Raw genomic sequence first — 21,091 nt, 5'->3', positions numbered from 1 at the left:
GCGTCGATCAAAGGATCGGGCGACGATGGTCGGTGAGCTGACTCCGCAGACGTTCCCGTCGGGATCAGGCGGGCTCGGAGAACAGCCTATCAGTCCTGGGACGTGGCCGAGTCCCCGGGCCGACGCTCGCCGGCCTCGATGTCCGCCGCCGTGGGCAGCGTCGTGTCGCTGACGGCGGAGGTCCGCATCCTCAGCATCACGACGACGTCGACGACGAGCGAGGCGACGATGCTGACGACGAGCGAGACGAGGAAGACGAGGGGCGTCAGCCACGGCTGGTCGCGGAGGACGAACAGGACGATGAGGAAGAGGACGAACTTGAGGATCCAGCCACCCATGACCGAGCCGAAGAAGATCGGGACGAACAGCGGATCACCGTAGAACCGGTTGGCGATGAGGATCGACACGATCGTGAAGGCGAGGAACACGGCCGCCATGAGCACGGCGACGAGCGCGCTCCACAGTCCCGACGTGCCCGCGACGAGCAGTCCGACTGCTCCCCCGGCGGCGAGGAGGACGGCGGTGACGATCGCGGACCACACGAGGGCGGTACGGAGCATGGACGTGGACGACAGGGAGCTCACGAGAGGGCCTTCTTTTCGGGCGCGACCGGTCGGGTGCGGCGCGCGGGGGGCAGTGTGACGAGGACGCAGGCGATGCAGCCGATGACGAGGAACGCGACGCCGGGCCAGTACCGGCCGGGCCAGCCCTTCGTCGTGCCGATGTACATCAGGAGGACCGACAGCGAGACGACGGCGGTCCACGCGTAGAACACGAAGACGGCGTTGCGGTCGGTGTGGCCCATGTCGAGCATCCGGTGGTGCAGGTGCTTGCGGTCGGGCGAGAACGGCGACTTCCCCTGCGCCATCCGCCGGACGACGGCGAGCCCGAAGTCGACGAGCGGCAGCAGCACGATGACGACGGGGAGGATGACGGGGATGAAGGCACCGAGCAGCTGCGAACGGCCGAAGAGGTCGTTGTCGCTCAGGAGATTCGGCGGCAAGTTGCCCGTGACGACGATCGCCGACGACGCCATCATCAGCCCGAGGAGGAGCGCACCGGCATCCCCCATGAACATCCGCGCGGGATTCCAGTTGAACGGCAGGAAGCCGGCGCACATCCCGAGCAGCACGATCGCGATGAACACCCCGGTGTTGCTCTGCTCGCTGTTGTCGAAGTCGCGCACGAGCATCGCGGAGTAGGCGAAGAACACCGCGTTCGCGATGAGGCAGACCCCGGCGACGAGGCCGTCGAGCCCGTCGATGAAGTTGACGGCGTTCATGACGATGACGATGAGAAGGATCGACAGGCTGATGCTGACCCAGCTGGACACCACGACCTGCTGGCCGAAGGGCAGGTAGAAGATCTGGATGCCGCCCGGCGAGACGACGATCCAGGCGGCGACGAACTGCGCCCCGAGCTTGATCATCCAGTCGAGGTCCCAGAGGTCATCGGCGACGCCGACCACCACCATGAGGGCGGCGGCCCCCAGCAGGGACCACACCATCGCCGGCTCCTGCCACACGATCGCGAAGGCGGGGAGCTGTGACGACAGCACGAAGAAGCCGAGCATGCCGATGAACATCGCCACTCCCCCGAGCCGGGGCGTGGGGGTCTTGTGGACGTCCCGCTCGCGGATCGCCGGGTGCAGCCCGAACTTCATCGCGACACGCCAGACCACCCACGAGAAGACGAAGGTGAGGGCGCCGGTGATGACGAACGCGAGCAGGTAGTCCCTCACGCGTCGTCGGATTCGTCGGGCGAGACCGGATCCGGCTCGAGCAGGTCGCCGAGCACTTCCCGCAGGGCGGCGCGGGAGACGGCACCGTCGCGCAGCACCGTCACGGGCCGCGGGTCGCGGCCGACGAGACCGGTCGCATCGATGATGGTGGAGGCGACCCCGGTGTCGACGAGTCCCCCGTCGAGGTATACGGAGATGCTGTCGCGGAGCATCTCGATCGCCGAGTCGATCTCGAGCGCCGCGGGCTTGCCCGTCAGGTTCGCGCTCGAGACGGCGAGTGGACCGGTCTCCTGCAGCAGTTCGAGGGCGAAGGCGTCGTCCGGCATCCGCACCGCGACGGTGCCGCGGGTCTCGCCGAGGTCCCAGCGCAGCGAGGGCTGGGCGGGCAGGACGATGGTGAGACCCCCCGGCCAGAACCGCTCCACGAGGCGATCGACGGGCTCGGGCACCTCGGCCACGAGCGCACGCATCGTGTCGGGTCCCGAGACGAGGACGGGCGGGGGCGACTGCCGTCCGCGGCCCTTGGCCGCCAGCAGGCGCGCGACGGCGGAGGCGTTGAACGCGTCGGCGGCCACGCCGTAGACGGTGTCGGTCGGCATCACGATGAGTTCGCCGCGGCCGATCGCCTGGCGCGCCTGGCGCAGAGCGGGGAGCAGCTGACCGGCGTCACGGCAGTCGAGGACGGGAGACATATCCGCAGCATTCTACGAGGACAGGGCTCGGGACCGCCTGCATGCGGGCGGTCCCGGTTCAGGGACGCAGCGCCGTCGTCGCGCGGTCGCGCGTGGTGAGGTCGCGGTGCGTGGCCGCGCCGCGCCACCCATCCGCGGTCAGCAGATCGCGGATGTCGGGGCCCTGCCACTCGCCGTGCTCGATCACCAGCGTGCCGCCGGGGTGCAGCAGCCGCAGCGCGACGTGCGACAGCACGCGCACGACGTCAAGGCCGTCGGGGCCGCCGTACAGCGCCGCCGGCGGGTCCCAGAAGCGCACCTCGGGGTCGCGCGGGATCGCGTCGTCGGGGACGTACGGCGGGTTCGACACCACGACCGAGACGGTGCCGTCCAGCTCGGGGAACGCATCGGCGAGGTCGATGAAGGCGAGCCGGGCGTGCGGCGCATGCGCGGCGAAGTTCTCCTTCGCCCAGAGGAAAGCATCGACCGAGTTCTCGGCCGCGTGCACCTGCGCGTGCGGCACCTCGGTCGCGAGCGACAGGGCGAGCGCGCCGCTCCCCGTACCGAGGTCGACGGCGACCGGCTCCGGGCCGGGCGCGGCGCGCAGCGCGTCGATCGCGAGCTGCGCGACCATCTCGGTCTCGGGACGCGGGACGAAGACCCCCGGACCGACACGGAGTTCGAGGTGCCGGAACGGGGCCGTTCCGGTCAGGTGCTGAAGGGGCTCGCGTGCGGCGCGGCGCGCGACGAGTTCAGCGAATCGGGTCGCGGCGGCCTCCGGCATCCGATCACCGCGCATCATGGCAGCGGCGAGCTCCCCCCGGCCGATGCCCAGGACGTGCGCGGCGAGGAGTTCGGCGTCGACATCGGCGGACGTCACGCCGGACGCGGCGAGGCGCTCGGCGGCGCGACGGACGAGGGGGGCGAGGTCGCTGCCCGTGGGCGCGTCGGAAGTCCGTGAAGTCGACATGGGAAGCCTCAGGATACCGCGCACGGCATCGTCACACAGGGCCGCCCGGGTCGCCGGGACCGTAGGCTGGGGGCGCATCGCGGACACCTGAGCCGCACCCTTTCATCCGACCCGCACGGAAGGCATCCCATGACCGGCATCCACTCCGACATCACGAGCGCATTCGGCAACACCCCCCTCGTCCGACTGAACCGCGTGTCCGAGGGACTGCCGGGGACCATCCTCGCCAAGCTCGAGTTCTACAACCCCGCCTCGTCGGTCAAGGACCGCCTGGGCATCGCGATCGTCGACGCCGCCGAGGCGTCCGGTGAGCTGCAGCCCGGCGGCACGATCGTCGAGGGCACGAGCGGCAACACCGGCATCGCGCTGGCGATGGTGGGCGCGGCCCGCGGCTACAAGGTCATCCTGACGATGCCGTCCTCGATGTCGATCGAGCGCCGGATGCTGCTGCGCGCCTACGGTGCCGAGCTCGTCCTGACCGACCCGTCGCTCGGCATGAAGGGCGCCGTCGGCGAGGCCGAGCGCATCGCCGCCGAGACCCCCGGCGCGGTGCTCGCGAAGCAGTTCGCCAACCAGGCCAACGTCGAGATCCACCGCAAGACCACCGCCGAGGAGATCCTCCGCGACACCGACGGCGCCGTCGACTACTTCGTCGCCGGCATCGGCACCGGCGGGACGATCACCGGCGTCGGCCAGGTGCTGAAGGAGCGCGTGCCCGCCGCGAAGGTGGTCGCGGTCGAGCCGAAGGACTCCCCGCTGCTGACCGAGGGCAAGCCCGGACCCCACAAGATCCAGGGCATCGGCCCGAACTTCATCCCGCCGATCCTCGACCAGGGCGTCATCGACGAAGTCCAGGACGTCACGTTCGACGACGCGATCGCGACCGCCAAGAAGGTCGCCACGACCGAGGGCATCCTCGTGGGCATCTCGTCCGGCGCCGCCATCTGGGCGGCGCTCCAGGTCGCCGCACGTCCCGAGGCCGAGGGCAAGAACATCGTCGTGATCATCCCCTCCTTCGGCGAGCGGTACCTCTCGACGGCGCTCTTCGAGGAGTTCCGCGACTGATCCCGGCCGTCTCCGAAAGGTCCGTCGTGCCCGGCATCGCCCGCTCCCTGCGCCGCAGCCTCGTCGCCGTCGTCCGCGCCGTCCGCGAGGACATCGCGGCGGCGAAGCTGCGCGACCCGGCCGCACGCGGCGGGCTCGAGATCGCGCTGCTGTACCCGGGGCTCCACGCAGTGTGGAGCCACCGGGTGTCGCACGCGCTGTGGCGGCGGGGCCGGCGCTTCCCCGCGCGGGCGCTCTCGCAGGTCACCCGCTGGCTCACCGGCATCGAGATCCACCCCGGCGCCCGCATCGGGCGACGCTTCTTCATCGACCACGGCATGGGTGTCGTCATCGGCGAGACCGCCGAGGTCGGCGACGACGTCATGCTCTACCACGGGGTGACGCTGGGCGGTCGCACCCGGGACGGCGGCAAGCGGCATCCGACCCTCGAAGACGGCGTCGCCGTCGGCGCGGGAGCGAAGATCCTCGGACCGATCGTCATCGGCGCGCACTCGGTCATCGGCGCGAACGCCGTGGTCACGAAGGACGCGCCGTCCGACTCCGTGCTCGTCGGGGTGCCGGCGCGGGCCCGACGGCGGGCGGTCGGCGAGGACACCCGGGCGATCCTGACGGCGCCCGAGTACCACATCTGAGCGGTCAGGCCTCTGAGCCGACGGCTGCCAGCCGCGCTTCCTCATCGGCCGCGATCGCGGACTCGATGAGAGGTCCGAGCGCGCCGTCCATCACCTGGTCGAGGTTGTACGCCTTGTACCCGGTGCGGTGGTCGGCGATCCGGTTCTCGGGGAAGTTGTACGTGCGGATGCGCTCCGAACGGTCCATCCCGCGGATCTGGGACCGGCGGGCGTCGGAGGCCGCGGCATCCCGCTCCTCCTGCTGCTTGGCGAGCAGGCGCGCGCGGAGCACACGCATGCCGGCTTCGCGGTTCTGCAGCTGGCTCTTCTCGTTCTGCATCGACACGACGATGCCCGTGGGCAGGTGGGTGATGCGGACGGCGGAGTCGGTCGTGTTGACCGACTGACCTCCCGGACCCGACGAGCGGAAGACGTCGATCTTGAGGTCGTTCGCGTCGATCTGCACCTCTTCGGGCTCGTCGACCTCGGGGAAGACCAGCACTCCGGTCGTGGAGGTGTGGATGCGGCCCTGCGACTCGGTCGCGGGCACGCGCTGCACACGGTGCACGCCGCCCTCGTACTTGAGGTGGGCCCAGACACCCTGGGCGGGATCGCTCGAGGAGCCCTTGATGGCGACCTGGACATCCTTGTAGCCGCCCAGATCGGACTCGTTGCGCTCGAGCAGTTCGGTCTTCCACCCCTGCGAGGCGGCGTACTGCAGGTACATGCGCAGCAGGTCGGCGGCGAACAGCGCCGACTCGGCGCCGCCCTCCCCCGCCTTGATCTCGAGGATCACGTCGCGGGCGTCGTCGGGGTCGCGCGGGATGAGCAGGCGACGGAGCTTCTCCTGCGCCTCCGCGAGACGCTGCTCGAGCACGGGGACCTCGTCGGCGAAGGCGGCGTCCTCCTTCGCGAGTTCCCGCGCAGCCGCGAGGTCCTCCTCCGCGGCCCGCCAGGCGTCGTGCGCCGCGACGATGCGCGAGAGCTCCGCGTACCGCCGGTTGACGCGCTTGGCGCGCGCCGCATCGGCGTGCACCGCGGGGTCGGAGAGTTCCTCCTGGACCGCGCGGTGCTCGTCGATCAGCGTCTGGACGGACTCGAACACGACGCGAGGGTCAGCGGATGCTGTTCTCGTGCCCGTGGCCGTGGCCGCCCGCGGCGGGCGTCGGGATCGACTTCTGCATCTGCACGAGGAACTCGACGTTCGACGTCGTCTCCTTGAGCTTGCCGAGGACGACTTCGAGGGCCTGCTGGGGGTCGAGACCCGCGAGGGCCCGGCGCAGCTTCCACGTGATCTTGACCTCGTCGGCCGAGAGCAGCATCTCCTCGCGACGCGTGCTCGACGCGTTCACGTCGACGGCGGGGAAGATGCGCTTGTCGGCGAGCTGACGCGACAGGCGCAGCTCGCTGTTGCCGGTGCCCTTGAACTCCTCGAAGATGACGTCGTCCATCTTCGAACCGGTCTCGACGAGGGCTGTCGCGAGGATCGTGAGCGATCCGCCGTTCTCGATGTTGCGCGCAGCGCCGAAGAAGCGCTTGGGCGGGTAGAGAGCGGATGCGTCGACACCGCCGGTGAGCACGCGACCCGAGGTCGGCGCCGAGATGTTGTAGGCGCGACCGAGGCGGGTGATCGAGTCGAGCAGGACGACGACGTCGCGGCCCAGCTCGACGAGGCGCTTGGCGCGCTCGATGGCGAGCTCGGCGACCGTCGTGTGGTCCTCGGCGGGGCGGTCGAACGTCGAGGCGATGACCTCGCCCTTGACCGTCCGCTGCATGTCGGTGACCTCTTCGGGACGCTCGTCGACGAGCACGACCATGAGGTGGACCTCGGGGTTGTTCGTCGCGATCGCGTTCGCGATCTGCTGCAGGACGATCGTCTTGCCGGCCTTCGGCGGCGCGACGATCAGGCCGCGCTGGCCCTTGCCGATCGGGGCGACGAGGTCGATGATGCGCTGCGTCAGCTTCTCGGGGGCCGTCTCGAGGCGCAGCCGCTCCTGCGGATAGAGCGGCGTGAGCTTGCCGAACTCGACACGCGTCGCGGCGTCCTCGACCGAGAGGCCGTTGACGGCGTCGACCTTGACGAGCGCGTTGTACTTCTGACGGCTCGACTGCTCGCCCTCGCGCGGCTGCTTGATGGCGCCGACGACGGCGTCGCCCTTGCGCAGGTTGTACTTCTTGACCTGACCGAGCGAGACGTAGACGTCGCTCTGGCCGGGGAGGTAGCCGGTCGTGCGGACGAACGCGTAGTTGTCGAGGACGTCGAGGATGCCGGCGATCGGGATGAGGACGTCGTCCTCGCCGATCTCGGTGTCGAACTCGTCGTTCGTGGACTGACCGCGACGCTTGTTGCGCTGGCGACCGCGACCCTGACCCTGCTCGTCGTCGGAGGCCTGCTCGACGGCGGGCTTGTCGGCGGGCGCGTTCTGGCCGTTGCCGTTCTGCGCGTTGCCGTTCTGGGCGTTCTCGCCCTTGTTGCGGTTGCGGCTGCGGCTGCGCGAACGGCTGCGGCTGCGGCCGTTGCCCTCGCCGGCGTTCTCGCTGTCATCGGCGGATGCCGTCGGTGCCGCGGCATCGGCCGTCGGCGCCTCGGCGGTCGCGGCCTGCTCGGTGGTCTCGGGGGCGGCGTCGGCCGCGGGTGCCTCGACGGCGGACGCGGCGTCGGCGGCCGGAGTCTCGGCGGCGTCGGCGGCCGGGGCCTCGGCGGTGGGGGCCTCGACGGCGGGGGCTTCCGCGGCGTCGGCGGCGACGGCGGCATCGGCGGACGGCACATCGGTGCTCTTCGCGCGACGCGGAGCGCGCTTGCGCGGCGCCTTCGCCGGCTTCTCGGCGGGCTTCTCCTCGGCCGGGGCCTCGTCGACCGGCTGCGCAGCGGCCACCTCGTCGTCGGCGACGGGGGCCTCCGCGGTGGGGGCCTCGGCGGCGGGGGCCTCGTCCGCGGGGGCCTCGTCCGCGGGGGCCTCCTCGGCGGGAGCCTCCTCGGCGGGCGTCTCTTCGGTCGCGGGCACGGCCGACTCGGCGGTGGCGTCGGCGGTGGTCTCGTCGGCGACGGTGCCGCCGGTGGCGACGTCGTCGCCGGTCTGGATCTCGGAGATGGACTCCACGAGTTCTCCCTTTCAGATGTGGAAAGTCATAACCGCAGGTGGTTCCGTCCACGACGAATCCGGTTCCTCAGCGGGGTGTTCGCGCAGGCACAGAAGTTGCGCAGGCCCGTCAGAAGGGGGTGTGCGGTGGTTCGCAGATTGCGATGGAGGGCAGATTCACGTGATTACGTGGCATCCTCCGTATGGTCCTTCACTGTACCACCCCGGACATCGACGGCCAGCAGCAGGGGTTTCCATGGCGTGTCCGTGGACCGCGCCGCGAACTCGACCGCCTCGAGGCGGCGCCCGGGGCCGTCGGCCAGGACGAGCACGCTGGGGCCGGCGCCCGAGACGACGGCGGCGAAGCCGGCGCCGCGGAGCGACTGCACGAGCGCGTCGGTCGCGGGCATCGCCTGCGCCCGGTACGACTGGTGCAGCTTGTCCTCGGTCGCCGCCATCAGCAGCTCGGGGCTCTGCGTGAGCGCCGCGATCAGCAGCGCAGACCGCGAGACGTTGAAGACGGCGTCCTCGCGGGTGACGTGGAGCGGCGCGAGTCCCCGCGCGACCGACGTCGACATCGTGAACTCGGGAACGAACACGAGGGGCGAGACACCGCGGTGGACCGCGAGCTTCTTGTGCTGCGGACCGTCCTGGTCCATCCACGCGATCGTCAGACCGCCGAAGAGCGCCGGGGCGACGTTGTCGGGGTGCCCTTCGAGTTCGGTGGCGAGGCGCAGCAGGGTCTCGGGCCCGAGGGTGACGTCCCCCTCGAGCAGTCCCTGCGCCGCGAGGAGGCCCGCGACCACGGCGGCCCCCGACGATCCCATGCCCCGGCCGTGCGGGATCACGTTGTGCGCGCGCAGTCGGATGCCGGGCATCGGCCTGCCGACGGCCTCGAACGCGTACGCCATAGATTTCACGACGAGGTGCGAGGCGTCCGTCGGCACGTCGGCGGAACCCTCGCCGGTGACCTCGATCTCGAGCCCCGGCGCGTCGAGCGCGGTCACGACGAGCTCGTCGTGGACGCTCAGGGCGAGGCCCAGCGTGTCGAAGCCCGGACCCAGGTTGGCGCTCGTGGCCGGCACGCGGACGGCGACGCTACGCCCGGCGAGCGTCATCCCGCCACGCGCGTGAGGTCGAGCGCGGACGCGACCTCGCTGGTCGCGGCATCCACGACGAGCGGCTCGACCTGCGAGCCGTCGGCGTTGCGCAGCGCCCACTGCGGGTCCTTCAGGCCGTGGCCGGTGACGGTCAGCACGACCTTGGCGCCGTTCGGGATGACGCCGGCCTCGGCACGGTCGAGCAGACCCGCGACGCTGATCGCGGAGGCCGGCTCGACGAAGACGCCGACGGTCCCGGCGAGCAGCTTCTGCGCCGCGAGGATGCGCTCGTCGTCGATCGCGCCGAACCACCCGTCGGTCGCCGCGCGGGCCTCGAGAGCGAGGTCCCACGACGCGGGGTTGCCGATGCGGATGGCCGAGGCGATCGTCTCGGGGTTCTTGACGACCTCGCCGCGCACGAGCGGCGCCGAACCCTCGGCCTGGAAGCCGAACATGCGGGGCACGCGCGTCGCGACGCCACGCTCGGCCTCCTCGCGGTACCCGCGCGAGTAGGCGGTGTAGTTGCCGGCGTTGCCGACCGGGATGAAGTGGAAGTCGGGGGCGTCGCCGAGCTGGCTGACGACCTCGTAGGCGGCGGTCTTCTGGCCCTCGATGCGGTCGGGGTTGACCGAGTTGACGAGGTGCACCTTGTAGCCGACGGCGAGCTCGCGCGCGATCTCGAGGCAGTCGTCGAAGTTGCCGCGGATCTGGATGAGCTTGCCGTTATGGGCGACGGCCTGGCTGAGCTTGCCCATCGCGATCTTGCCCTCGGGCACGAGGACGGCCGCCGTGATACCGGCGTGCGCCGCGTAGGCGGCTGCGGATGCCGAGGTGTTGCCCGTCGAGGCGCAGATGACGGCCTCGGCGCCGTGCTCGACGGCACGCGAGAGCGCGACCGTCATGCCGCGGTCCTTGAACGAGCCGGTCGGGTTCATGCCCTCGAACTTGATGTAGACGTCGGCTCCGGTGATGCGCGACAGCGACGCGGCGGGGATGAGGGGGGTGCCGCCCTCGCCGAGCGTCACGACGGTCGAGGCGTCGGTGACGCCCAGTCGATCGGCGTACTCGCGGAGGACTCCGCGCCAGACGTGTGCCATGTCAGTCTCCTTCTACGCGCAGGACCGAGATCACCCGGCGCACGGCGCTGGTGGCAGCCAGCCGCTCGACGGTGTCGGCCAGGTCCTGCTCCCGGGCCGTGTGGGTTCCGATGACGAGGTGCGCGACGGCATCCCCGCCGTCCCGGACGACGGCGTCGCCCGAGGTGGTCTGTTCGACGGTCGCGATGGACACGTCCCCGTCGCTGAGGATCCCCGCGACGGTGGCCAGGACGCCCGGTCGGTCGTCGACCTCGAGCGTGATCTGGCAGCTGGTGCGGATGCGGCCGATCGGCACGATCGGAAGTCCGGCCCGCGTCGACTCGCCGACACCCGGCCCTCCGGCGACGTGACGACGCGCGGCCGAGACGACGTCGCCGAGCACGGCCGACGCGGTCTGCACTCCCCCGGCGCCGGCGCCGTAGAACATGAGGTCGCCGGCGGCCTCGGCCTCGACGAACACGGCGTTGTTGGCGCCGTGGACGGACGCCAGCGGGTGCTCGCGCGGGACGAGCGCCGGGTAGACGCGCACCGAGATGGCCTCGCCCGTGGGCGCGGCGTCGGGCTGGTCGACGAGACGCTCGCAGACGGCGAGCAGCTTCACGACATAGCCCGCCTTGCGGGCGGCCTCGATGACACCGGCATCCACCGCCGTGATGCCCTCGCGGTGCACGGCCTCGAGCGGGACGGTCGTGTGGAAGGCGAGACTCGCGAGGATGGCGGCCTTCTGCGCCGCGTCGTAGCCCTCGACATCCGCCGTCGGGTCGGCCTCGGCGTACCCGAGCCGCTGCGCCTCGGCGAGCACCTCGTCGAAGCCGAGGCCCTCGCGGTCCATGCGGTCGAGGATGTAGTTCGTCGTCCCGTTGACGATGCCCATGATGCGACGGACGCGGTCGCCGGCGAGCGAGTCGCGCAGCGGACGGATGATCGGGATGGCGCCGGCGACGGCGGCCTCGTAGGCGACGGTCGCACCGACCTGGTCGGCGGCGTCGAAGATCTCACTGCCGTGGGTGGCCAGCAGCGCCTTGTTGGCGGTGACGACGTCGGCGCCGGAGGACAGAGCGTGGAGGATCCGGGTGCGCGCCGGCTCGAGACCGCCGGTGACCTCGATCACGATGTCGGCGCCGGCGATGAGGGTGTCGGCGTCGGTCGTGAACAGGTCGCGCGGCAGGTCGGCCTCGCGCGGCGCATCCACGTCGCGGACGGCGATCCCGACGAGGTCGAGCGGCGCACCGGCGCGGTCGGCGAGCTCGTCGGCGTGGGTCAGCAGCAGGCGGGCGACCTGGGATCCGACGGCGCCGGCTCCCAGCAGCGCGACGCGCAGGCGGCGGGGTTCGATCATGCGGACTCCTCGGTGGTGCGGGATGCGGCCGGTGCGACGCCGAGGTCGCGCGCCAGCAGGTCGTTCTCGTCCTCTCCGCGGACGATCAGCCGGGCGGCACCGCCGCCGACGGCGACCACGGGAGGGCGCGTCAGGTAGTTGTAGTTGCTCGCGAGCGAGAAGCAGTACGCGCCGGTCGCCGCGACGGCCAGCAGGTCGCCCGGGGCCACGTCGCCGGGGAGGTACTCCGCGCCGACGACGATGTCACCCGCCTCGCAGTGCCGACCGACGACGCGCGCGAGCGAGGCGTCCGCGTCGCTGCGACGGCTCGCGATGCGGGCGCTGTAGTCGGCGCCGTACAGCGCCGTCCGCGCGTTGTCGCTCATGCCCCCGTCGACGCTCACGTACAGCCGCTCGAGGTCGTCCGAGACGCGCACGGGCTTCACCGTGCCGACCGAATACAGGGTCACGCCGGCGCGGCCGACGATCGCCCGTCCCGGCTCGAACGCGAGTTCGGGAAGAGGGATGCCGCGGCTCGCGCACTCGCCGGCGACCGCCGCGACGATCCCCCCGGCGAGCTCCGCGATGGGGGTCGGGTCGTCCTTCGACGTGTAGGCGATGCCGAAGCCGCCGCCGAGGTTCAGCATCGGGACCTCGCCGCCCTCGCGCAGCCGTGCGTGGACCTCGACGACGCGCGCGGCGGACTCGGCGAACCCGGCCGTGCCGAAGATCTGCGAGCCGATGTGGCAGTGCAGCCCCGCGAAGCGCAACGAAGGCAGCTCGCGGATGCGGGCGACCGCCGCCTCGGCATCCGTCAGGGCGAAGCCGAACTTCTGATCCTCGTGGGCGGTCGCCAGGAAGTCGTGCGTCTCGGCGTGGACGCCGCTGTTGACGCGGACGAGGACGGTCTGCACGACGCCCTGGGAGGCGGCCTCGGCCGCGATCCGCTCGATCTCGACGAGCGAGTCGATGACGATCGAGCCGACCCCCGCGCGCACGGCGCGGGCGATCTCGGGCAGGAGCTTGTTGTTGCCATGGAGTCCGAGACGGCTGGGGTCCGCGCCCGCGGCGAGGGCGACCGCCAGCTCGCCGCCGCTGGCGACATCGACGCCGAGGCCCTCCGCGGTCACCCAGCGCACGACGTCGGTCGTGAGGAACGCCTTGCCCGCGTAGTAGACCCGCGCCGTGCCGCCGTGGCGGGCCGCGGCATCCCGGAACGCCGTCAGCACCTCGCGGGCGCGGGCGCGGACGAGGTCCTCGTCGACGACGTAGAGCGGCGTGCCGAAACGCTCGGCCAGCTCGGTCGCCGGCACGCCACCGAGGACGAGCGCGCCGGTGTCGTCGCGCGTCGCGCCAGCGGGCCAGACGGCCTCGACGAGCGCATTCGCATCATCCGGCTTCGAGAGCCACTCGGGCACGGCGGGACGGTCGGAGGCGGTGGACACGCAGGGGCACCAATCGGGTGGGAACGGGATCGTCGGGCGGTGTGGCCACGCCCCGACGGTGCCCACAGTCTAGGGCACCCCGGCCGCCGCCCCCGGCCCCGTGACGCTACGAGGCGTCGGAGCAGGAACCGGGCTGCTGGGCGGTCTCGTCGCGCAGAATCGCGCTGTCGATCTCGAAGGTCGCGACAACCCCGCGCTCCTCGACGACGACGCCCGTCAGGGTGAGCGCGCGCGGCAGGTACTGCGCGAGGCACACCGGCCAGCTCTGCGCGAAGGAGCCCACGAGCGGCCCGACCTGCTCGCGGAGCGCATCGGCGCTCACGTCCACGTCGCCGAGCCGGAAGGTCGTCGGCGAGAGGACGAGGTCGCCGTCCTCCGCGGCCGCGGACAGGCGCACACCCAGCGGGATGGCGGCCCCGAACAGGTTCAGTTCCGTGTCGAGGGCGACCTCGGGGGGCGCGAGGCGGAAGGCGTCGACCGGGAAGCCGTCCACCCGCGACAGGATCGTGCGGACCTGGTCCTCGTCCAGCACGACGACGGCGCGGGCGCTGCTCCAGTCGCCACCCCGGACCGGCGCATCCTGGATGTCGACCCGAACATCGCCCGAGATCCCCTCGACGTCCACGTCGTCGGCGGACACGCTCATCTGAGCGATGCTCCCGACGGCGAGCTGGGGCAGGACGAGCCCGGGGATCTCGACGTCGATCGCCTGGTCCGCAGGCAGGCCGAGGTTCTCGATCAGCTGCGAGCGGACGACCTGCGGCACGATCGCCCGCGCCGCGAACTCCGCCGCGACCACCAGGGCGGCGAGCACCGCGACGACGACGATCACGACGACCCAGCCGCGGCGACGTCGGCGGGGCGCCGTGACGGTCGTCATGTCACATCCGCTCGGGCGCGCTCACGCCGAGCAGGTCGAGACCGTTGCGCAGCACCTGACCGGTGGCGTCGTTGAGCCAGAGGCGCGTGCGGTGAAGGTCGGTGACCTCCTCGTCGCCGAGGGGCGTCACACGGCAGGAGTCGTACCAGCGGTGGTAGAGGCTCGCGAGCTCCTCGAGGTAGCGCGCGATGCGGTGCGGCTCACGCAGCTCGGCCGCGAAGGCGACCAGGCGCGGGAACTCCTGCAGGGCGCCGAGGAGAGCGGACTCGGTCTCGTGCGTGAGCAGCTCCGGGGCGAACGCGTCGCGCGAGACGCCGGAGTCCGCGGCGTTCCGAGCGACGTTGTGCGTCCGCGCGTGGGCGTACTGCACGTAGAACACCGGGTTGTCGTTCGTGCGCTTCTGCAGAATCTCGGGATCGAGCGTGAGCGGCGAGTCGGCCGGGTAGCGCGCGAGCGAGTACCGCAGCGCGTCCGTGCCGAGCCACTCGCGCAGGTCGTCGAGCTCGATGATGTTGCCCGCGCGCTTGGACAGCCGCGCGCCGTTGACCGACACGAGCTGCCCGATGAGCACCTCGATGTCCTTCTCCGGGTCGTCGCCGGCAGCCCCCGCGAGCGCCTTGAGGCGGTGCACGTACCCGTGGTGGTCGGCGCCGAGCAGGTAGATCTTGTGCGCGAAGCCGCGGTCGCCCTTGTTCAGGTAGTAGGCGGCGTCGGCGGCGAAGTAGGTGTACTCGCCGTTGGACCGACGGATGACGCGGTCCTTGTCGTCGCCGAAGTCGGTTGTGCGCACCCAGACCGCACCCTCGGCGTCGAACACGTGGCCCTGCGCGCGCAGGCGGTCGACCGCCTCGTCGACGAGGCTCGGGCCGCCGTCCGGCTTCTTCGCGTGGAGCGTGCGCTCGCTGAAGAAAACGTCGAAATGCACGTTGAACTTCTCGAGGGATGCCTGGAGCTCCGCGAGCTGCAGCTCGTAGGCCTTGTCGCGGGCCACCGCGACGCGCTCGGCCTCGGGCAGGTCGCCCAGACCCGGCTCGGCGGCGGCGACCCGGGTCGCGAGGTCGTCGATGTACGCGCCGGCATACCCGTCCTCGGGCGTCGGCTTACCCTCGATGCGGGCGAGGACCGAGCGGCCGAAGCGATCCATCTGCGCACCGGCGTCGTTGATGTAGAACTCGCGCACGAGGGTCGCGCCGCTGGCCAGCAGCAGACGCGCGATCGCGTCGCCGAGCGCCGCCCACCGCGTGTGGCCGATGTGCATGGGACCGGTCGGGTTCGCGCTGACGAACTCGAGGTTGATCGTGTTGCCCTCCTGCGTGCGCCCGTGTCCGAAGCTCGCACCGGCGTCGACGATCGTCTTCGCGAGCGCGCCGGCGGCGGCGGCATCCAGTCGGATGTTGATGAACCCGGGACCGGCGACCTCGACCGAGGCGATGCCGTCGACGGCGGCGAGCGCGTCGGCGACCTCGGCCGCGAACTCGCGCGGGTTCGCCCCGACCTGCTTCGACAGCTTCAGGGCGGCGTTGGAGGCCCAGTCGCCGTGATCGCGGTTCTTCGGCCGCTCGACCGGGAAATCGGCGACGGTGAGCGACTCACCGGCGCCGGGTCGTCGCGCCTCGACGAGCGGGAGGACGACGGCGAGGAGGGCGGCGGAGAGGGCGTCGGGAGTCATAACCCGATAAGTCTACGGTCGGGAGACCCTCACGCCGACGGCAGGACGACCCAGATGCGGGCTCCCCCGAGCGGCGAATCGTCGATCCCGAGGCGGCCGCCGTGGGACTCGACGATGCGACGGCACGTCGCGAGGCCGATCCCGAAGCCGGGGGCCTCGGCGTTCGATCCGCGCTCGAGCGGCTCGAGCACGAGCTCCCGCTCGGCGACCGGCACACCCGGGCCGTTGTCGTCGACGACGATGCGCACGCCGGACGCGACCGTTCCGACCGAGACGACGACCCGCGGGAGGCGACCGCCGGTCCCGGCGAACTTGACCGCGTTCCCGACGAGGTTCTGCACGAGGACGCTTGCCAGGGTCGGGTCGGCCTGGACGGGGACGGATGCCTCGACCGTCACCTCGGCGCCGTTGTCCTCGCCCGCGCTGCGGAGGTCCTCCATCGTCGAGGCGACGAGCGGTTCGACGTCGACCGCGGTGCGACGGATGGGCGATCCGCCGACGCGCGCGTAGTCCAGCAGCCGCGCGATCATCCCCGACATCCTGTCGGCGACCGACTCGGCGCGGGCGAGCGCGCGCGACGCCGCGGGGAGATCTGCGACCTCGGGGACGTCCGCGGCGAGCTCGATGTATCCGGTGAGCGCGGTCAGCGGGTTGCGGAGGTCGTGCGCGACCTGTGCCGCGAAGTTCTCGAGCTGCTCGTTCGACTCGCCGAGCTCCCGCGAGATGCGTCGCAGTTCGAGCACGTCGACGATCTGGCGCGCGATGAGGGCGAGCGCCGCACTCTCGTCCTCGGGGAGCTCACGGGGCACCTCGTCGAAGATGCAGATGGTGCCGATGGGCACCCCCATCGGGGTGATGAGTGGGCTCGAGGCGTAGAACTTGACGTTGGCGACCTCCCCGGTCACGAACGGATTGCCCGCGAATCGCTCGTCGAGGCTCGCGTCGGTGACGACGGTGTGACCCGGCTTGCGGAACACGACCGCGCACATCGAGTCCTCGCGGCTGCAGACCGCCGGCTCGATGCCGACCGCCGCGATCTGATGCTGGAACCGATCGTCGATGAGGTTGATGACCGCGGTGGGGACGCCGCACACGGTGGCGGCCAGCTGCACCAGGCCCTGGAGGTCCGCTTCCGGGGCCTCGCCCAGCACGCGGTAGTCCTCGATGATCGCTCGCCGAATGGCGTCATCCGCGGTCTTCACCCGCACCTCCCCGATGTCCTACGCATCACCCTAATCACCCGATCGAGACCAGCGCTGCCCGATCGTCCTGCTGCGGATCGGATGCCGCGGCGGCGACCGCGTCGTCGGCGTCGACGCACGCGTCCACGACGAGCCGTCGCAGCGCCAGGTTCGCACCGTAATAGCTGAGGAAGGCGCAGTCCGCGGCATCCCGCCCCGTGGCGATGCGCACCAGCCCGCGACGGTTCGACAGCCGGGTCGCGTCGACGACGAGCCAGCGCCCGTCGATCCACGCCTCGGCGACTGCGTGGAAGTCCATCGGGACGAGACCCGGTGCGTAGCACGCGACGTAGCGGGCGGGGACATCCATCGCCCGCAGGAGCGCGATGACGAGGTGCGCGTAATCGCGGCAGACGCCCTGCCCCGTGGCGAGCGTCGTGACGGCCGAGTCGGTGCCGAGGGACAGACCGGGCGAATAGGTGACGGTCTCGGCGACGAACGACTCGACGGCGGCGAGGAGGTCGGTGCCGCGGAGCCCCCCGAACTGGCGGCGCGCCTGCGCGAAGACGGAGTCCGACGGGGCGTAGCGGCTCGGCCGGAGGTAGACGGCGGTGTCGAGGTCGGAGGCCGGGGCCACGGCGAGCGGCCCGTCGACGCGTGCGTCGTACCGCACCTGCACGGGGCCCGCCCCGACGCGGAGGCGGTGCAGCCGCGTGCCCACGGCATCCGTCACCGTCACGGCGGGCAGATCCTCGCCGTTCCGCAGGATGCGGAGGCGCTCGTGGGCGAGCGGAGTGCCGGCGGCCACGGCGACGGAGAGGATGAGGTCGAGCTCGCCCTCGAGATCGAGGTCGAGTTCCGCCGTGACGACACGCTGCACCGAGCAATCCTCCCACGGTGAAGATCGTGCTCGGCGAGTTCGGGGATCATCGCTTACCCTCGTCGCATGACCTCTGAACGACGCGCTCGGGGGTGGGGACTGGGGATCATCGCCGTCGGAGTCGCCGCCATCGTCGCGCTCGCCGCGTGGCAGCCGTGGCGCAGCATCTCCGCCGTCGACGCCGCCTCCTCATCGGACGGCGTCTCCACCGTCGAGCCGCTCTCGCTCCCGGCCGACGCCGACGTGCTCGTCTTCGGCGACTCCTGGACCTACGGCGCGGCAGCGACCGTCCCCACGGACGGCTACGCGTACCGCCTCGAGCGGCTCACCGGGTGGGACGTGACCGTCGACGGCGTCCGCGGCTCGGGGTACATGAAGCCCGGGTGGGACGGTCCCGACTTCCGCACGCGGGCGAAGTGGCTCGATCCGGCCGCCGACTACGACCTGATCATCATCCAGGGCTCGATCAACGACCGTCAGCAGGGCGAGCGCGGCTACCGCGAGGCCGTCGACGCCACCTGGGACGTCTTCGCCCGGCTGTACCCGCACGCGCAGATCGTGATCTTCGGGCCGACCCCGCACCAGTTCCCGATCGACGAGGGCACCGCCCGCATCGACCGCGACCTCCAGAAGGCGGCCGCCGACCGGCACTGGTGGTACATCTCGCCGCTCCAGGAGCAGTGGGTCACCCCCGCCAACTACCTCGACGTGATCGACGTCGGCGCCGGCAAGCGGCATCCTTCCGACCCGGGTCACGCGTACCTCGCCGAGCGGCTTCAGCAGGCGCTCGTCGACCGCAGCGCGAGCACCGACGCCGTCGCCCCGACCGAGGACGAGTCGGCGCCCGTCCGGCCCTGACCGCTCACGGCCGGATGGCCTCGGCGATCGGCACGTCGCCGGTGTTGAACGAGACCGTGCGTCCGATCGTGGCCGGTTCCGCCAGCACCGCCGCGATCACGGCGGCGACGTCCGCACGCGGGACCGAGGTCCCTTCGTCGGCGCGGGCGTCGATCTTGCCGGTGGGCTCGTCGAGGGTCAGCGCCGACGGCGCGAGGATCGTCCAGTCGAGGTCGGCGCCTCGCAGGTGTTCGTCCGCCGCCGCCTTCGCCTCGGCGTACGCGTAGAAACCGTCCGACGGGTCGACCCCGTGATCCGGCCCGGCGCCGAAGTACGACACCATGACGTAGCGGCGCGCCTCAGCAGCGACGGCCGCGTCGATCGATCGGATCGCGGCATCCCGATCCACCGCGTAGGTGCGCTCGGGCGAGCCGCCACCGGCACCGGCGGACCAGACCACGGCATCGCTGTCGGCCAGCAGATCGGTGAGGGCGTCGAGATCGGATGCCGCGACGTCGGCGACGACCGGGCGGGCACCCGTGCGGGCGACGTCCTGCTCGTGCTCCGGGTTGCGGATGACGGACGTGACGTCGTGTCCGGCCTCGACCAGGAGCGGCGCAAGCAGCAGCGCGACCTTCCCGTGTCCCCCGATGATCGTGATGCGTGCCATGTGGGCTCCCTTCCTACCGCGTCGACGCTACGGTGGACAGTCCCGGAGGCGCTCCCCCTTGCGCTTGTACGCTCGTCGTGGAAGGGGGCCGGTGGGCTCTCTCTGCATCGACGAGGGGGACACACACGTGAGCGAAACGACGCCTGCCGGGTGGTATCCGGCTCCGCACGCCGGCAACGAACTCCGCTACTGGGACGGCGCGGCGTGGCACGCCGCTCCCCCGTTCCTGCCCGCAGACGCGGCGACCGTTCCTCCGGCGCAGGGTCCCGTGCCGGCGTACGGCCCGGTGCCGCCGCACGCGCCCTACGGAGCGCCGCCGGCACAGTACGGAGCGCCGCCGGCGGGGTACGCACCGTACGGCGGCCCCGTCCTGCCGCCGAGCGCGCCGCAGGGGTGGGCCGTCGCGGCCCTCGTGCTCGGCATCGCGGCCTTCCTGTCGGCGTGGATCCCGTTCCTCGGACTCCTCATCGCCCTGGCCGGCGCCGTCATCGGCGTGATCGCCCTCGTCCGCCGGCAGCGCAAGGCGCTCGCGGTGACCGGCACGGTCCTGTCCGGCCTCGGACTGGCGTGGGCGCTCATCGTGTCCATCTCGATCGGCTCCCTGATCTGGGCGCCGAGCCCGTCGTACAACGATCCCGATGCGGGCGCGGCACCGGCACCCGAGGCATCCCCCTCGGACCGCGGCTTCGAGCCCTACGCCCCCGAGACCGGTCCCGGGTCTTTGGAGGACCCGCTCCCCCTGCCGTACGTGGCGGGGTCGTCGTCGCGCGACGAGTACCGTGCCGACGTCCGGCTCGTCGACGAGGACGCCACCGACGAGATCCTGGGGTGGAACGCCTACAACGAGAGGGACATCACCGGCATGCGGTACGTCCTCGTCGAGATGACGGTGACGGGACTCGACCCCGAGGGCATCGAGGCGTCGTACGCGTCGTACGACCTGTCGGTCGCGACCCCGGACGGGATGAGCTACCCGAGCGCGTACGTCGTGCCGCCTGACGACACGACGCTGCTGGTCGACCAGGGCACGATCGCCGAGGGCGAGACGGTCGAGGGTCTCGTCGCCTACCTCGTCCCGGAGGATGCGACCGACCTGCTGCTGTCGGACTACGCGAACTTCTACGCGTTCTGACCCGGCAGGGGGATGACGCGGCCCGCATCCCACGGCTCCTCCCAGCCGAGCCGGGTGAACAGGCCCGCCAGGATCATGGCGGTGAACCCCCATACGAGGCGGTCGCCGCGGGGTGTCGGGATGAGGAACGCGGGCCCTCGGAACTCGCCCCGGTCGCTCCGCACGACGGTGACGCCCCGGTGGGCGGGGTCGAGCAGATCGGCGACGGGAGCGCGGAAGACGTCCGCCGACTCGGCCTCGTCCACGACGCGGACGGGTGAGGGGCGGCGCCACCACGCGACCACGGGTGTCACGAGGTGGCGGGAGAACTCGAGCGGGATCGGCTCGAGCGTGCCGAGGACGTCGACCCCGTCGATCTCGAGCCCCGTCTCCTCCCACGCCTCGCGGAGGGATGTCGCGACGGCATCCGCATCCCCCGGATCGACCCGTCCGCCGGGGAACGCGACCTGTCCCGGGTGGGCGCGGAGCGTCTCGGCCCGGGAGAGCAGCAGCACGTCGAGATCGCGGGAGACGGCGCTCTCAGCCGCCTCGCGGTCGGCCGGCACGTCGTCGAGGACGCCGAACAGGATGAGCACCGCCGCCGGCCGGGCACCCGGCACCTCGGGCATCGAGCGCAGCACCTCGAAACCCGGCTGGGCGGCGCCGCTCGCGACGGATTCGACGAGGCCGACGAGCTGCTCCCGCGCGGTCGGGGCGGGAGCGGAGGAGGTCATCGCTTCAGGCTAGGCGACGGCGTGGACGTGC

The 21,091-nt window shown here is 71.7% G+C and carries 20 protein-coding genes; 4 read left to right on the top strand and 16 right to left on the bottom strand.

The genetic code is table 11. The features are described from left to right. Window positions 1–89 precede the first annotated feature (89 nt). Genes AYL44_RS01410 through prmC form a run of 4 tightly spaced genes read right to left on the bottom strand, consistent with a single transcriptional unit; the run spans window position 90 to window position 3,382 of the window. The gene (locus AYL44_RS01410) at window positions 90–584 is read right to left on the bottom strand and encodes a hypothetical protein (protein ID WP_064001480.1); all 495 of its coding nucleotides are present in this window, start codon (window positions 582–584) and stop codon (window positions 90–92) included. Next, on the bottom strand, window positions 581–1,741 hold the full coding sequence (locus AYL44_RS01405) for an MraY family glycosyltransferase (RefSeq protein ID WP_064001479.1): 1,161 nt from the start codon (window positions 1,739–1,741) through the stop codon (window positions 581–583). Before AYL44_RS01405 ends, AYL44_RS01410 begins: the two co-directional genes overlap by 4 nt. Further along, on the bottom strand, window positions 1,738–2,433 hold the full coding sequence (locus AYL44_RS01400; protein ID WP_064001478.1) for an L-threonylcarbamoyladenylate synthase: 696 nt from the start codon (window positions 2,431–2,433) through the stop codon (window positions 1,738–1,740). Before AYL44_RS01400 ends, AYL44_RS01405 begins: the two co-directional genes overlap by 4 nt. A 58-nt stretch (window positions 2,434–2,491) precedes the next feature. Continuing rightward, window positions 2,492–3,382, bottom strand: coding sequence for a peptide chain release factor N(5)-glutamine methyltransferase (gene prmC / locus AYL44_RS01395; RefSeq protein ID WP_064001477.1), 891 nt, complete (start codon window positions 3,380–3,382; stop codon window positions 2,492–2,494). Window positions 3,383–3,511: 129 nt separating this feature from the next. On the opposite strand from prmC, the gene cysK reads away from it, so the two are divergent. Both cysK and epsC read left to right on the top strand, forming a co-directional pair. Beyond that, entirely contained in the window at window positions 3,512–4,447 is a 936-nt protein-coding gene (cysK, locus tag AYL44_RS01390) for a cysteine synthase A (protein WP_064001476.1), read from the top strand. A gap of 26 nt (window positions 4,448–4,473) precedes the next feature. Continuing rightward, window positions 4,474–5,079, top strand: coding sequence for a serine O-acetyltransferase EpsC (gene epsC, locus AYL44_RS01385; protein ID WP_082886059.1), 606 nt, complete (start codon window positions 4,474–4,476; stop codon window positions 5,077–5,079). 4 nt (window positions 5,080–5,083) lie between these two features. On the opposite strand, the gene prfA is transcribed toward epsC, so the two are convergent. The 10 genes from prfA to AYL44_RS01335 all read right to left on the bottom strand — a co-directional run bounded on the left by prfA (window position 5,084) and on the right by AYL44_RS01335 (window position 17,708). Further along, window positions 5,084–6,163, bottom strand: a complete 1,080-nt coding sequence (gene prfA / locus AYL44_RS01380) for a peptide chain release factor 1 (protein ID WP_064001475.1) — start codon at window positions 6,161–6,163, stop codon at window positions 5,084–5,086. A gap of 10 nt (window positions 6,164–6,173) precedes the next feature. Next, the gene (gene rho / locus AYL44_RS01375) at window positions 6,174–8,159 is read right to left on the bottom strand and encodes a transcription termination factor Rho (protein ID WP_064001474.1); all 1,986 of its coding nucleotides are present in this window, start codon (window positions 8,157–8,159) and stop codon (window positions 6,174–6,176) included. A gap of 164 nt (window positions 8,160–8,323) precedes the next feature. Beyond that, window positions 8,324–9,256, bottom strand: coding sequence for a homoserine kinase (gene thrB / locus AYL44_RS01370; RefSeq protein ID WP_064001473.1), 933 nt, complete (start codon window positions 9,254–9,256; stop codon window positions 8,324–8,326). Next, entirely contained in the window at window positions 9,253–10,335 is a 1,083-nt protein-coding gene (thrC, locus tag AYL44_RS01365; protein WP_064001472.1) for a threonine synthase, read from the bottom strand. The genes thrB and thrC overlap by 4 nt, the downstream gene beginning before the upstream one ends. 1 nt (window position 10,336) lies before the next feature. Continuing rightward, complete coding sequence (locus tag AYL44_RS01360) at window positions 10,337–11,674, bottom strand: homoserine dehydrogenase (RefSeq protein ID WP_064001471.1); 1,338 nt, start codon at window positions 11,672–11,674, stop codon at window positions 10,337–10,339. Further along, a complete protein-coding gene (gene lysA, locus AYL44_RS01355) occupies window positions 11,671–13,098 on the bottom strand; it encodes a diaminopimelate decarboxylase (RefSeq protein ID WP_064001470.1) in 1,428 nt (475 codons plus the stop codon). Before lysA ends, AYL44_RS01360 begins: the two co-directional genes overlap by 4 nt. Before the next feature lie 106 nt (window positions 13,099–13,204). Then, entirely contained in the window at window positions 13,205–13,978 is a 774-nt protein-coding gene (locus tag AYL44_RS01350; protein WP_064001469.1) for an LmeA family phospholipid-binding protein, read from the bottom strand. 1 nt (window position 13,979) lies between these two features. Further along, window positions 13,980–15,647 carry an arginine--tRNA ligase gene (locus tag AYL44_RS01345; RefSeq protein ID WP_064001468.1) on the bottom strand — a complete coding sequence of 556 codons (1,668 nt, stop codon included), beginning with the start codon at window positions 15,645–15,647 and terminating at the stop codon, window positions 13,980–13,982. Between the two features lie 29 nt (window positions 15,648–15,676). After that, on the bottom strand, window positions 15,677–16,849 hold the full coding sequence (locus AYL44_RS01340) for a sensor histidine kinase (RefSeq protein WP_231872691.1): 1,173 nt from the start codon (window positions 16,847–16,849) through the stop codon (window positions 15,677–15,679). A 34-nt stretch (window positions 16,850–16,883) separates the two neighbouring features. Beyond that, window positions 16,884–17,708, bottom strand: a complete 825-nt coding sequence (locus AYL44_RS01335; protein WP_064001466.1) for a transglutaminase-like domain-containing protein — start codon at window positions 17,706–17,708, stop codon at window positions 16,884–16,886. A gap of 66 nt (window positions 17,709–17,774) precedes the next feature. On the opposite strand from AYL44_RS01335, the gene AYL44_RS01330 reads away from it, so the two are divergent. Then, a complete protein-coding gene (locus AYL44_RS01330; RefSeq protein WP_064001465.1) occupies window positions 17,775–18,566 on the top strand; it encodes an SGNH/GDSL hydrolase family protein in 792 nt (263 codons plus the stop codon). A 4-nt stretch (window positions 18,567–18,570) separates the two neighbouring features. On the opposite strand, the gene AYL44_RS01325 is transcribed toward AYL44_RS01330, so the two are convergent. Beyond that, complete coding sequence (locus AYL44_RS01325) at window positions 18,571–19,215, bottom strand: NAD(P)-dependent oxidoreductase (protein ID WP_064001464.1); 645 nt, start codon at window positions 19,213–19,215, stop codon at window positions 18,571–18,573. Between the two features lie 127 nt (window positions 19,216–19,342). Between AYL44_RS01325 and AYL44_RS01320 the strand changes: the two genes are divergently transcribed. Then, window positions 19,343–20,347 (top strand): DUF2510 domain-containing protein, encoded by a 1,005-nt coding sequence (locus tag AYL44_RS01320; RefSeq protein ID WP_064002417.1) that lies wholly within the window; start codon window positions 19,343–19,345, stop codon window positions 20,345–20,347. Here AYL44_RS01320 and AYL44_RS01315 read toward each other — a convergent pair. Next, window positions 20,335–21,060 carry an NUDIX hydrolase gene (locus AYL44_RS01315; RefSeq protein ID WP_064001463.1) on the bottom strand — a complete coding sequence of 242 codons (726 nt, stop codon included), beginning with the start codon at window positions 21,058–21,060 and terminating at the stop codon, window positions 20,335–20,337. The genes AYL44_RS01320 and AYL44_RS01315 overlap by 13 nt on opposite strands. Window positions 21,061–21,091 lie beyond the last annotated feature (31 nt).

Origin of the sequence: Microbacterium oleivorans (assembly GCF_001644225.1) — a bacterium.
GTDB classification, from domain to species: domain Bacteria; phylum Actinomycetota; class Actinomycetes; order Actinomycetales; family Microbacteriaceae; genus Microbacterium; species Microbacterium gawkjiense.
Note: the sequence above shows the minus strand (reverse complement) of the source record. Positions and strands in the feature narration are given on the sequence as shown.

Bases quoted from the DNA above. Each gene is read 5' to 3' on its own strand.
- thrB (WP_064001473.1), bottom strand. From the start codon at position 9,256: ATGACGCTCGCCGGGCGTAGCGTCGCCGTCCGCGTGCCGGCCACGAGC.
- AYL44_RS01315 (WP_064001463.1), bottom strand. From the start codon at position 21,060: ATGACCTCCTCCGCTCCCGCCCCGACCGCGCGGGAGCAGCTCGTCGGC.
- AYL44_RS01330 (WP_064001465.1), top strand. From the start codon at position 17,775: ATGACCTCTGAACGACGCGCTCGGGGGTGGGGACTGGGGATCATCGCC.
- AYL44_RS01345 (WP_064001468.1), bottom strand. From the start codon at position 15,647: ATGACTCCCGACGCCCTCTCCGCCGCCCTCCTCGCCGTCGTCCTCCCG.
- AYL44_RS01350 (WP_064001469.1), bottom strand. From the start codon at position 13,978: ATGACGACCGTCACGGCGCCCCGCCGACGTCGCCGCGGCTGGGTCGTC.
- AYL44_RS01400 (WP_064001478.1), bottom strand. From the start codon at position 2,433: ATGTCTCCCGTCCTCGACTGCCGTGACGCCGGTCAGCTGCTCCCCGCT.
- AYL44_RS01325 (WP_064001464.1), bottom strand. From the start codon at position 19,215: ATGGCACGCATCACGATCATCGGGGGACACGGGAAGGTCGCGCTGCTG.
- prmC (WP_064001477.1), bottom strand. From the start codon at position 3,382: ATGTCGACTTCACGGACTTCCGACGCGCCCACGGGCAGCGACCTCGCC.
- cysK (WP_064001476.1), top strand. From the start codon at position 3,512: ATGACCGGCATCCACTCCGACATCACGAGCGCATTCGGCAACACCCCC.
- thrC (WP_064001472.1), bottom strand. From the start codon at position 10,335: ATGGCACACGTCTGGCGCGGAGTCCTCCGCGAGTACGCCGATCGACTG.
- AYL44_RS01360 (WP_064001471.1), bottom strand. From the start codon at position 11,674: ATGATCGAACCCCGCCGCCTGCGCGTCGCGCTGCTGGGAGCCGGCGCC.